The 13178-nt window shown below is 44.3% G+C and carries 10 protein-coding genes; 6 read left to right on the top strand and 4 right to left on the bottom strand.

The genetic code is table 11. The annotated features are described in order from the left end of the window. Positions 1 to 536: 536 nt before the first annotated feature. The 6 genes from BW716_RS06385 to BW716_RS06355 all read left to right on the top strand — a co-directional run bounded on the left by BW716_RS06385 (position 537) and on the right by BW716_RS06355 (position 8517). On the top strand, positions 537 to 1265 hold the full coding sequence (locus BW716_RS06385) for an ImuA family protein (RefSeq protein WP_143708749.1): 729 nt from the start codon (positions 537 to 539) through the stop codon (positions 1263 to 1265). A gap of 2 nt (positions 1266 to 1267) precedes the next feature. Continuing rightward, a complete protein-coding gene (locus BW716_RS06380) occupies positions 1268 to 2758 on the top strand; it encodes a DNA polymerase Y family protein (RefSeq protein ID WP_083721699.1) in 1491 nt (496 codons plus the stop codon). A gap of 11 nt (positions 2759 to 2769) precedes the next feature. After that, positions 2770 to 5988: an error-prone DNA polymerase gene (locus BW716_RS06375; RefSeq protein ID WP_083721698.1), complete on the top strand. Its 3219-nt coding sequence runs from the start codon at positions 2770 to 2772 to the stop codon at positions 5986 to 5988. Between the two features lie 360 nt (positions 5989 to 6348). After that, the gene (locus BW716_RS06365) at positions 6349 to 6744 is read left to right on the top strand and encodes a hypothetical protein (RefSeq protein ID WP_083721696.1); all 396 of its coding nucleotides are present in this window, start codon (positions 6349 to 6351) and stop codon (positions 6742 to 6744) included. A 241-nt stretch (positions 6745 to 6985) separates the two neighbouring features. Then, entirely contained in the window at positions 6986 to 7876 is an 891-nt protein-coding gene (locus tag BW716_RS06360; protein WP_083721695.1) for a DNA-processing protein DprA, read from the top strand. Beyond that, complete coding sequence (locus BW716_RS06355) at positions 7876 to 8517, top strand: phosphoribosyltransferase (RefSeq protein ID WP_083721694.1); 642 nt, start codon at positions 7876 to 7878, stop codon at positions 8515 to 8517. The genes BW716_RS06360 and BW716_RS06355 overlap by 1 nt, the downstream gene beginning before the upstream one ends. A 141-nt stretch (positions 8518 to 8658) precedes the next feature. On the opposite strand, the gene BW716_RS06350 is transcribed toward BW716_RS06355, so the two are convergent. The 4 genes from BW716_RS06350 to BW716_RS06335 all read right to left on the bottom strand — a co-directional run bounded on the left by BW716_RS06350 (position 8659) and on the right by BW716_RS06335 (position 13088). Then, on the bottom strand, positions 8659 to 9753 hold the full coding sequence (locus tag BW716_RS06350; RefSeq protein WP_083721693.1) for a papain-like cysteine protease family protein: 1095 nt from the start codon (positions 9751 to 9753) through the stop codon (positions 8659 to 8661). A 14-nt stretch (positions 9754 to 9767) separates the two neighbouring features. Further along, positions 9768 to 10367 (bottom strand): hypothetical protein, encoded by a 600-nt coding sequence (locus tag BW716_RS06345; protein ID WP_083721692.1) that lies wholly within the window; start codon positions 10365 to 10367, stop codon positions 9768 to 9770. A gap of 347 nt (positions 10368 to 10714) precedes the next feature. Continuing rightward, on the bottom strand, positions 10715 to 11941 hold the full coding sequence (locus BW716_RS06340) for a DNA-processing protein DprA (RefSeq protein ID WP_083721691.1): 1227 nt from the start codon (positions 11939 to 11941) through the stop codon (positions 10715 to 10717). Further along, a complete protein-coding gene (locus tag BW716_RS06335) occupies positions 11931 to 13088 on the bottom strand; it encodes a hypothetical protein (RefSeq protein WP_143708748.1) in 1158 nt (385 codons plus the stop codon). Before BW716_RS06335 ends, BW716_RS06340 begins: the two co-directional genes overlap by 11 nt. Between the last annotated feature and the right edge of the window lie 90 nt (positions 13089 to 13178).

Here is a 13178-nt window from a genome sequence, read left to right as displayed (position 1 = left end):
TGTGCAGGCTGGTACCTTCACGCTGCACGGCTGTACAAAAAATAGCCGCGAAATGCAGGTTCAACGATAGAGGGCGACGTACAATTTATAAAAGCAGGCAAATTAACAGCCGGCCTACTTATTATGTATTTATGCCAGGCTGAATAGCTGTCAAGTGCTATAAGATGATAGGGGCCTATGAAATAAAAAAATAACCTTCGCCTACAATTACACAAAGTGCTGCTTTGGCAATAGCCATGGCCGCCTTTCCAATTTTATCAGGTTCGTGAACTATTTTTTGTATGAAGACCAAAACATCTTCTTCAAGTATAGGGGGTGTTTTGTAACAGACACCAGTAAATAGAATAAAAACTTTTTGATGGAACAATCGCTTCACTTTTCTTACTATTCTATTTCTCAATGCTTTCTGGCAATCTCTTCAGCATTGATGGTCATTATCATTCCCGTTTTAAAATGAATTGTGTAAAACTTACCCCGACTATACTAATTTAATTAGTATTTTTGGCTAATTAAATTAGCAAATCAAGCCAATGCCTATGCTGACAGATAAAATGGATGTGATAGCGTCACTACGGCAGGACATTTTACGCTTACAGGGCTTTAAGCCCAATAACATGGACGATGAGGTGGGTCTAGGAAAAATTGAACAGGCATTTCCGAACAGGATTTTTCCAAGAGGTGCGATACACGAATTTGTAAGCGAAACAAAAGTAGAGTATGCTGCCACCTTCGGGTTTGTAAGCGGGCTATTGTCGCGCCTGGTTTCCGGCAGCAAACCCTGCCTTTGGATTTGCCAGTCCCGTGTTTTCTTTCCTTTATCCATCAGCAGGTTTAATCTGGCTCCGACCCAGATTATATTTATAAATGCACCGCGCCCACAGGATGCCCTCTGGGCTTTTGAAGAGGGGTTAAAGTGTAACGGCTTGTCAGCCATTGTTGCTGAGATTCCGCGTATCTCTTTTTCGGAGTCGCGCAGGTTACAATTAGCCGTTGAAAAGAGCAAAGTAACAGGCCTTTTACTCAGGTCTACCAAATACCAAAATACCACTACCAGTGTAGCCAGATGGCACATTAAACCTTTACCGAGTTTATCTGATGATGGACTTCCGGGTGTGGGCTATCCACAATGGAACGTTGAACTATCTAAGGTAAAAAATGGCCGGCCGGGCGCGTGGCTGGTTGCATGGCGACCGGCTGGTTTTACAGTTACTGAACACAGCAAAACAATCACAGAACAGATTCCATTGGTTTCAAAAGCAGGTTAGTCATGGATTCCCGGTATTTGGTATTATGGTTCCGGCATTTATTGCCCGACTGGTATATGCGTAAACATGGTGCAAGAAAGCGTCCCATTGCTTTTGCACGCAGCGAGCGTGGGCGGCAGGTTATTATGGCAGCCTCCCGGCTGGCAGAAACACTTGGCGTTCAACAGGGCATGGCGGCAGCTGATGCCAGGGCCATCATCTCCGAATTAGAAATTATTCCCTACGAACAGGGGCAGGAGTCCACCATCCTGCGGGCGATTGCCGAGTGGTGCATTCGTTATTCTCCTACTGTCAGCATTGATCTGCCTGATGGGCTCATTGTTGATGCCACCGGCTGTGCCCACCTGTGGGGTGGTGAACAAAATTACCTGAAGGACATCGTTATGAAGTTTAATGCTTTTGGCTACGATGTCCGTGGTGCCATGGCCGGCACTATAGGTACTGCCTGGGCGGTATCGAGGTACTATAGGGAGAAAGTCATTATTGCAAGTGGCGATGAGCTGCAGACTATCACTACGCTGCCCCCGGCTGCACTACGGCTGGAAGATACCTTACTGTCTCAATTGCAGAAACTGGGTTTCCTTCAGATCAAATCCTTTATCAGCATGCCATCATCTGTACTAAAACGCAGATTCGGTATGCCATTGCTACTGCGTATAGGACAGGCACTTGGTATGGAAAGGGAGGACATTTTTCCTATTCGCATTGCTGCTGAATATGAACAGCGCCTACCCTGCCTGGAACCCATCAAAACGGCCACTGCCATTACGATTGCCATCAAACGGCTGCTGGAAGAAATCTGTAAGCGGTTGGAAGGGGAAAGCAAGGGACTTCGAAGTGCTGTGCTGTTGTGCTACCGGATCGATAATCAAATGGTGCAGGTAAGTATTGGTACCAATAGGGCCAGCTGTAATCCCGAACATTTGTTGCAGCTGTTCGAGTTAAAAATTGCGGCCATCGCACCCGGTGCCGGTATCGAGCTATTCGCTTTGAAGGTTCCACTTGTCGAACCGCTACATTCACCGCAGGAAAAACTATGGGCTACCGCTGATAACAGCAATAGCGTTGCGCAGCTATTAGACCGCATTACCGGTAAACTTGGTAGTAGCAGTGTCGAAAGATTTCAGCCGGCAGAACACTACTGGCCGGAGGTCAGTATACAACGTATTGCGTGTCTGGATGAAAACACTTTTTCTCCCAAACAGGTAAACCAGCGCAGGCCGGTAATACTGCTGTGGGAGCCGGTACCTATCCAGGTGACGGCGCCGATACCGGACTACCCACCTATGCTTTTTCAATATAATAATGAGCGCTATACTATCAAAGCTGCAGATGGGCCAGAGCGCATTGAACGGGAGTGGTGGATAAATGGAGGGTTACACAGGGACTATTATGTTGTAGAAGATAATAAGGGAGGTCGTTTCTGGATATTTCGCCTGGGTCATTATGATCAAGGTCAGTCTCAATGGTTTTTACATGGCTTTTTTGCATAAGTGGTTAAGTGATGGAACAGTTATATACAGAATTACAGGTAACCAGTAATTTCAGTTTTCTGAGAGGGGCATCGCACCCGGAAGAGCTGGTGGAGCAGGCTGCACTTTATGGCTATGCAGCTATCGGGATCGCCGATCACAATACACTGGCCGGCGTCGTTCGTGCGCATGTCGCTGCAAAAGCTAAAAATATGCGCATTATTGTTGGTGCCCGGCTGGACCTGCAGGATGGTCCGGGTTTACTTGCATTCCCAACTGATAAGGCAGCCTACGGACGGCTTTCTGCCTTGCTATCATATGGTAATTTGCGCACAGAGAAAGGCAGGTGTGAACTGTATAAAGATGATGTATATAAGCACCGGGAAGGAATTCATTTTATAGCCATCCCTCCGGATGAATTCAATGATAGCTTTGACTTTGATGATCAGTTTAAAAAAGATCTTGGTGAGTATAGTATCCGGCTGGCGGGTATGCTTTCCCTGGCGATGGTGCGCCGCTACCAGGGCGATGATCAAAAGCGTTTCTTCCGGCTGGCGCAACTTTCCGATCAGCTCCGAATTCCGTTGGTAGCAACCAACGATGTCCATTATCACGAGCAATCCCGCAGGGAATTACAGGATGTACTGACCTGTGTACGTGAAAAATGTACGATTACCGAGGCAGGTTTTCGCCTTCATCCAAACGCTGAGAGGTACATGAAGGCGCCCGCAGAGATGATGCGGCTATTCAGGCAATATCCCCATGCCATCAGGCGAACGCAGGAAATTGCCGATGCCTGCCAGTTTTCTCTCGATAGTTTGGAATACGTTTATCCTGAAGAGATTGTGCCCAAAGGCATTAGTGCACAGCAATACCTAACCGAACTTGCCTGGCAGGGCGCCACCGAATACTTTGGTAGTCCGCTGCCTCCTGCCATCGTTGATGGTATTAATTATGAGCTCAAATTAATTGGGCAGCTGAATTACGCTAATTATTTTTTGACCGTGTACGATTTCGTAAAATTTGCCCGGTCAAAAGGTATCCTTTGCCAGGGAAGAGGATCGGCTGCCAATTCTACTATTTGCTATTGTTTGGGTATCACGGCGGTAAACCCTACCAAATTTGATCTGTTGGTAGAGCGATTCATATCACCGGAGCGCAATGAACCGCCGGACATCGATATCGACTTTGAACATTCGCGGCGGGAAGAAGTCATCCAATACATCTATGAACGATACGGCCGTGACCGGGCAGCCATTGTCGCCACTGTTACCCAGCAACATTATAAGGGGGCACTTAGGGATGTGGGTAAGGCTATGGGCCTTTCTGTGGATATATTACGGCGTCTCGGCAAAGACACGGATGTGCTTGACGAAAGTTCGCTGGCAGCACAGGGTATAAATGGCCAGGATCCTCACGTAAAAAAAGCGGTGGAACTCACCATGCAAATGATAGGTTTTCCCCGCCAACTGGGGCAACACACAGGCGGTTTTGTCATTACGCAAGGCAGACTTACCGATCTTTGTCCTATCCTCAATGCACGCATGGAAGACCGAACCAATATTGAGTGGAATAAAGATGATATCGAGGCGCTTGGCTTTTTAAAAATCGATGTGCTGGCTTTAGGTATGCTAACATGCATCCGTAAAGGCTTTGAGCTGGCAAAATCGCATTATGGTTTAGACTTAACCCTGGCAAATATTCCGCAGGATGATCCGCGGATATATGAGATGATTTCGAATGCGGACACCATTGGTGTTTTCCAGATTGAAAGCCGGGCCCAAATGTCTATGCTGCCACGCCTGAAGCCCAAAACATTCTATGACCTGGTCATAGAGGTGGCCATTGTGCGACCCGGTCCCATTCAGGGTGATATGGTTCATCCCTATCTCAGGCGACGAAATGGCGAGGAACCTGTTGATTACCCATCAAAGGAACTTGAACAGATACTGGGCCGTACATTAGGGGTCCCGCTCTTTCAGGAGCAGGCCATGAAAATTGCCATTGTCGCAGCGGGCTTCACACCTGCAGAAGCTGATCATTTAAGGCGCAGCATGGCCACCTTTAAGGCAAAGGGATTGGTTACCCATTTTCAAAAAAAACTGGTAGATGGCATGGTTGGACGCGGCTATTCACCTGAATTCTCACAACGGGTTTTCAAACAACTGGAAGGATTTGGCAGTTACGGTTTCCCGGAAAGTCACGCAGCAAGTTTTGCCTTGCTCGTGTATGTTTCTGCCTGGTTAAAATGTCTGTACCCGGATATTTTTGCGGCTGCCTTACTCAACAGCATGCCTATGGGATTTTATCAGCCTGCTCAAATTATTATTGATGCCAGAAATCATGGCGTGGATGTCAGACCGGCAGACATCAACTTGTCGGAGTGGGACAATACACTGGAAGAACAATCCGGTAAATATCGGGCACTGCGACTGGGCTTTCGCCAGATTACAGGCATACGTGAAGCAGATATCAAACTGCTTGTGGACAAACGGAGTAGCCAGTATTCATCGATCAATATGCTACTGAATGCGGGTATTTCAATTAGCACGCTTGAGCGGCTGGCAGATGCAGACGCATTCCGTTCCATAGGACTTGACCGAAGAAAGGCGCTGTGGGAAGTCATCGCTTTAAAAGATAATCCGATAGCTTTATTTGCAGGCCAACCGTCAGAAAGCACCAGGGAAGGTCAAATCGAACTCCCTTTTATGAGTGAATCAGAACATGTGGTTCAGGACTATGCAGCCATGGCCTTGTCGCTAAAAGCTCACCCGGTAAGCTTTCTACGGGAAAAGCTCTCATTATTACATATTTTGTCAACCAACCAGATCAATAATGGTCAAAATGGTATTGCTGTTAAGGTGGCGGGGTTAGTATTGGTGCGTCAAAGACCAGGGACTGCATCTGGTGTTACCTTTATTACGATTGAAGACGAGACTGGTTATACCAACCTGGTTGTTTTTAAAAATGTATATGCGCAATTTAAAAAAGAAATTGGGCAGGCCAAACTGCTGATGGTAGAAGGCATGTTACAACGGGAAGGTAAGGTCGTGCATGTTATTGTCAGTAGTTGTACTGATATGTCCAAAATGCTGCGGACACTGGTAGGTAATGGAAAGGATGATCCGGCTGTACTAACCCTTTCCAGGGCGGATGAAAAAGATCTGCCTGCTGAAGGAATACAATCGAAACCTAACAGTAATAAGCAGGCAGCAGAACACCACATCCCGGAAGCAAGAAATTTCAAATAGAAGAACAATATGCAACGCGGGTGGTGGACCAGCCCATATAGTAGTGAAGGTGGTCACTCTCCTTTCACCTATCCTGAAGTCTGGAATTTTAAATAAACTTATTTCTTATAAAGTCACCAATTATTATAATTATTGGCAGAATATAGAAATCAAACATTTGCCAAATTTTAGAATTATTGGTAATTATTAGAAAACTAATATTTACCAAAATTTGTAATAATTGGCATTTATTAGAATTGATTGCTTTGATGAGTTTGATAGGAATTTGAACTTTGGGGTTGTGCACATTGCAATTAAGGAGGCCTGAAGGGAGCAAAGCCCTTTTCGATCGCCACCCACCTTCACCCATTTCTCGATGATATGGAAGGTAAATTTCAATTCCGGACGAGTGTAAATGCAGTCGATTTTCTGGTAAACGACCAGGACTTTACACTGAAGCTTAAGCCCTGCAAAGGAATCGCCAAAGAAACAAAGAAGAAAGCGAAAGCAAATATCGATGCTTTTGGATTGCAGGACCGCTACAGTCATCATAAAGACATAGCGGCCGACATACTTAAAAAGGCATATACCTATAACAACCAAGCGGTTGAAAATCTCTATAGTGGACTGGTCATTAATGGCAAACCGATTTTTACTTCACCGGCTGAAATAAAAGAGTTAGTTATGGGAAACTATTTACATCCGGACAGTTTTCATAAACGAATTTTATCGAAATTAACGAAGGATATCGCCGAGGAATTTGGGCTAACATTATGAAAATGGCAGCCGTCAGCAATGATTATTGAGCTTACCGGATAAGTTAAAGAAACGTGTGCGGTGAAAAAAAATATCTGGCGGTAGGCCGCAGCCTGGAACGTTTTTCGTTATTTGATTATGAAGTTTGCAATAATTTCTACAATTTTATGTTTATTTAGCAAATTGTAGTTAATAATCAAGCACTTAGTAAGCTAAACAATAGGGAAACTAAAATACTAAATTTTTTAGTAATTTGCAGCTTATGGTAACATTGACTAAACAACCGCCAATCCTGCCCTTACGGGAGATGGTAGCGTACGAAGTGTTGTGGAATAAGAGGAATATCAGTTACAAACGCCTTTCAGAATTATTCTCATCTATCCCGGGTAGTCGTCCTTCGGATTTTGTGAAAGAATCGGAGATAATCGAATTGGAGCCATTGATCAGAGAGCTTATTTTTAGCAACCAGTTCGACTACAAGACTAACTTGCTTATCAATGGTACGTTTGACTATCCATCGAAATTAAAGGATGCCGAGGAACCCGTTGAGATATTGTATTACTCGGGCAATCTGGATTTACTTTCTACGCGATCAATTGCTGTTGTCGGCTCACGCAAACCAAGTGAAGAAGGAATAAGAAGAGCTGCAAAATTAGCAAGGTTACTGGTAGAAGATGACTTTACCGTTGTAAGTGGACTGGCTGCAGGAATAGACACAATAAGCCACAAAACCGCTATCGAAGCGGGTGGACGTACGATAGCGGTAATCGGTACTCCTTTAGATCACGCGTATCCAAAAGAAAATGCACAGTTACAGCAGTTTATAGCGCAATCCCACCTATTGGTGAGCCAGGTTCCATTTTATCGATATCGCCAACAAACCATAAATGGCAACAGGCTATTTTTTCCTGAGCGCAACAAAACGATGTCAGCCCTAACTGAAGCAACTATTATTGTAGAGGCGTCTGATACTTCCGGTACCCTGATACAAGCGCGTGCAGCTATTCAACAGGGGCGAAAATTGTTTATACTTGACAGCTGCTTTCAGCGCAAAGACATTACATGGCCTGAAAAATACCAACAAGTAGGCGCGATCAGGGTCAAGGAATATGAGGACATCAGGCAACATCTCACACCAACTGCCGATAGCTGATGCAATTAAATACCATTGATGAGTTAGTCATCAAAGATCACCGTCACCTGGAGTCTGGCATAGACAGTTGTTATTACTTCATGGAATATACCGCTCAGGCAGGCTTTAGCCACAGCAAGGCAAACGATATTATTCAAAATCTAAAAAAACCAGTTAGCCGCAAAGGCAAAGATGAATATCGCTGGAAAATTTGGGCAATGGAGAAAATCGCCGGCATTTTCGCCACATCCTTACAGGTTCCACCGGGTGTATGGACATTAGTACCAATGCCCCCATCCAAAACGCGCCAGCATCCGGATTACGATGACAGAATGTGGCAGGTGCTACAGAAGTTTCAGCAGTTGCAAGCTTGTGATGTCAGAGATATTCTATCATGTGTGAATGACCGTGACGCAGCCCATATCAGTGGTGCTCGCAGGGATATAGCAGCCCTTCAGGCCAATTTGCGAATTGATGTAACGGGTTCACAAAATCTAGCCCCCAATGTGGCCTTGGTGGATGATGTGCTTTCTACCGGTGCCCAGTTTAAGGCTGCCAAAAACCTATTGCTGCAACAGCATCCTCACCTAAATGTAATTGGTATTTTTGTAGCGCGTCGCTCCCTGGTGGAAGGCGCCAAGCTAAGTTTTGGCAATCTGTAAGTGGCAGTCGACCCCATTTATCAGTTCAAACTTTGCAAAATCCATAACTCGCTAGCATTTTTTCTTCTTTAAAGCGGCTGTGAAGTTGTAATGGCCATCTGGCCGGTAGAATGAAAAGAATTATGGCGAGACAAAGGAGCGTTATTCATAGCGCTTATCATGATTGACACTTTTGGCACTTGCAGCGCGCTGTAAGGCATATATAAATTCTGTAAAGGACAGGCGTTGTTGTGTGGCAAAAGGCCCAAACTTTTTAATTGTAATAATGTAATCGTCCACAGATTCTTTTTCATTATGGTACCATAATGCCTCAACAGATAATTCTGGTACCCTCAGCAGGCGTAATGCAAAAGCCTGTTTTTTGCTATTGCTTCGAATAATGTTTTCATACTGCTCAACAAACTTACCGTCATTAATCACTTGCTGTAAAGGCGAATTGCTTTTTTCATTATCAAAATCGAATATCAGTAAGCGATCCTTATTTGAGGGGTCAATTATTCGGTATCCGGTTTTGTCAGGTACTGCATTGGCATTCACAACAAGTTTTCGGAAGGGTATTGTAAAGATATCATGTGGTACAATCGCTTTTCTGGGTAGGGTTTTAAAATGTGCTTTATTTTCCATTTTTCTTGCCTTCGTCGTATCCATTACCTTGGCAACTTTTAATGATACTTCCTCATGGTCTGCAGAAAACTGTAGCGCACTAACGCCTGCAGCGGGCCGGGAAAAATAGGTATGGCTCCATCTGGCACCTTCTGCATGTTGATAGCTATTGACCAACTCGTTATAGGATGGTACAGAGCTTGGCCGCTGCGGGTCCTTTACATAAACAAAAAACTGCCCGGCATTGATGCTGTAACCATGTATGGTTATAAAATGTCCAAAGCCATTTGCCCATCGGATCCTTACGCCAATTAGTCTTCGCTGGTCTATTTGATCTTTTATCTCATCACTGGACAACGCCCTTGGCAGTTCGGGTGCCGCCAGGTTATGGGTTCGTTGAAGCCCTTCGTCAAGGTAGGAATCCTCATCACACTCCGGATGGCTATCACCAGGGCAACAGGGCTTATTGAACATCCGGGATGCTACGGAACACTGTGTCCATAAGTTCTGGCCTGCATAGCAATTGGCGATACTTGCGGTATTGGCAGCCCAGCACCAGTTATCAGTTTCCTGTCGTTGCATACCGAAGGCAATTTCTCTGTTGTCTGGAAGGTTAGTTACAAACTTTGGCATAACGAGAAGGTGCGCTATAATTCGTTAATTTTAAAACTCAGTTTTAATTCATGTTCGGCTGTATGCTTTTTTGTGGCACCAGTTTCTATGCTGAAAACGCCTATGTCAAACAATAGTGCACCTGTGGCATCAACTTCTATAGAAAAGCTCATGTCAATGGAAAATGTCTTTTCTGTAAGCCTGCCGATTTTGACATTCATGGAATTCAGTTCTCGGGCGGAGCTGATAATCAGGTCCCTTAAGGTGAAGTCTTCCTTTTTGGTTGTGTCGGTGCTACCACCACTTGTATTTTCCTTTTGTGATAAAGTGTATGTGACAGAGGTTGACCTTGTATTTGTTAAGGTACCAGACGGTTTAAAGATCAGTACTTTAACTTCTCCGGTGCCAGACATCTCTTTTGTGACTTTTAATGTCAGGTCTGCTTCGGTAATATCTAGTTTGATGTTCTTGTCGGCTTCAAGGGTATCAAGCGCCATTTTATACTGCCGTTGAACTTCTGACAGCACATTTTGCAATTTGGGTGCTTTTTCCTTATTAAGTCTTACTATTTTACTGGCTGGCCAGCATGAGCTTAGGATAGCCACGGTTATTGTGGCATACAACAGTTTATACATATTCAGAGTTTAAAGAATTGGTATAGTTGTGGACGTTTGTTTTAAATTTACAGCAAATGGGTAACCGGAGCAATAAGAAAAACACCTGAATTGCATAACCAGGCAAAAATGGTGTTTTCACGGTCGTCCTAAATATTTTCAGGCCCGGTATATATGGTATCTATCCAATTGAGCATACTAATTTTGTCAACTTCACGAACATCGGGGGTGAATCTCAAATAATACGAAGGACTATGGAGCAAATATAACGACAATAAATAGTCGAAAAAATACCAACTAGTTTGTATTTTTTCACTCGGGGATATTGAAGAGAAGAAATAATAAGAGGTGTATGTAGCGCGCTATGTTCAGGCCTGTCCAGCTTCGGCAGAAAAAATGGTTGCTTTGGTTTCCTTCTGAACAGCACTCACACATTTTTCTAAATCCTTTCTTGGCAATGACGGGTATTTTTCTAAAAAGCGAAAGGTCAGCTTTTGAAACTGCTGCAATGCCAGCTTTAACGTTGCTACACGTTTTTGCCGCAGCTGCGTGTCGGTACGGACGTGTGGCAATTGAACTTTGAATTCTTTCAACATTTTGTCTGCCAGCAGTTGTAATTCGGTAGTGAATTGATCCATTAAGGGATTCTCCTTCGGGTCATCACCATGCTTTTTCAGGTCTGGTCGGGTTTTGGAAAACATTTCATTAACCGGCATTGCAGACAAAGGCGGGCAAATATCATTAAAGCTGTAATTACTTTCCAATACTGTTAGATAAGGGTACTGATCTCCGATTAGCGTTCTTATCCCTTCGTATGCTACCAGGCCAATCGTATCGTTCTGTGGCCTTACAACCAGTAATTGTTTATGCTGCCGTTTACAAAAATTGACAGTGTGCATTGTTCCGGAATGGAGCCCCATTTCAACTGGCATTACAAAATCACTGATAGCGGACTGTAAGCGGTTTCGCTGGACAAATCCTCTTTTACCAAGATTGATGCCTATAGCTAACTCTGAAAGTAAGCCACCACCAGCATCCAGTATCTTGTTGGCGAGCGGCAAATGATCTTTGGGGTAAATATAATCAAGGCTATTGGGCAATATTGCCAGTGTATATATATCATTTTTTAGTGCCGTTTCATGTGCCAGCGAATCGATACCGTAGGCCAGCCCGGAAACAATACCATAGCCCTGCTCACCGAAAACATGTACCGCATGTTCTACTGCCTTAGGCGCATGGGCAGTCACCTGGCGAGTTCCGATGATGGCAACGTTCTTGTCTGTTTTTAACCATCCCCTTAAAAATAACAGCGGCGGAGCCGGCTGAATTGTGGTGATCGACGCCGGATAGTTGCTGCCGCCGTAAGGAATAAAGCTGATATTCCGAAACTTCATCTCTTCATAGCACTCCCTGGTCCTCTGCCACAACTCCTGTAAGTTGACCTTGGGAACAGACCGGCCACTATCCTGACGACGACGCATATAATCTTCAACGAAGCTATCGGGATCGTCATACTGCAGGCCTTCAAATATGTCCTCAATGACATAGCCGGTCAAATACGTCAAAAACAATATGTCCAGTACTTTATCTCTCATGCATCAATTGCTCTAATGTCTTTATAAATTCGAAGTTTCCTTTGGCATTAAACCTGCCTACCATATGTTGCGGAGCGGCGCCCCCTACATAACTAAATTTACCGAAAGGATCACCTTTTATCGTATAGTGATATTTATAATAGTCCCTGCCAAACCTCCCCATCGTAATAAAGATCAGCCGGGCAACACCGGCATTTTCCAGCAGTATACGGGCTGTTTCACAACTGGTACCATAGGTGGTAAAATCGTCCAATATACAAACAGTCCTTCCTTTCAGCTTATTTTTGTAATAGGGATTAATGCTGATAGTATCCAGTTGCTCATCACATCCGGCAGTAATTCGTGCCTGGCCGGTCTTAAAATGTCTTTTCGCAGCAGTCTTGTGCCGTATGAAAATAGGTTCATTGGAGGTTCCTTTATAAGACTGGCGGGCTTTATCCTTAAAATAGTTTAAATCGGCATTTTCATTGGTTCCTGAGCTGGGATAGGTACCCCAGTAATGTACCTGTGTAAATTCTTTCATCATACCATATGTGCTCACGAGAAAATAAGTCATAAATGCCAACCTATAAGTAGCTTCTCCTTCCTTTAGGCAGCGTTTAAATCGATTGTTCAAGATTTCTTCGCTTACTACCTTATTTTTGGTGTTAGCATCTGTCAGGGCATAAATTGTTGTCTGGGGACTCACCCGCAGCTCGTAGTACCAGTCACCCTGAAAATCTACAAACGTATGCAGGAACCGGCCTAATACTGTTGCGTTTTTAATGGGTATGCCATACTTTTTGACATATATACTTTCAGCGGGATTATTAGCCCTTGCGTAGCTGGCCCTGAGCAGGATTAGTTTGGAGTTAGCAGCCTGGTGGACGTCTTTTTCTTTACATCCCAGTACAATAATGTCTCTGGGATCTATGTTCAGTTGGTCTTTTAACAATTCAATGAGCTCCGGGCTTCCCCTAAGTTTCCGTTTTATGGTAATAGGATTAAAGCGCTTCGGAATTTCGGCAGAAATGTTGTTTCCCGATACGACAACGATGCCATTGTCCGGGTCGTTATTGAATTCGTTTAACACCTCTAAAAGACCAGGGAAGAACTTACCTGTTTTTTTATCAAGCAAAGCGTCCGGCGTCGTTAGTAATAATTTCAAGCCCGTTAGATTTTTGGGTATTTAGTTAAGTCTACCTTTAACCCTTACCACAATGCACTCACACAAGTTTAATCTTTGAAGTTACGAAAT

The organism is [Flexibacter] sp. ATCC 35208, assembly GCF_001975825.1.
Classification (GTDB): Bacteria; Bacteroidota; Bacteroidia; order Chitinophagales; family Chitinophagaceae; genus Chitinophaga.
Note: the sequence above shows the minus strand (reverse complement) of the source record. Positions and strands in the feature narration are given on the sequence as shown.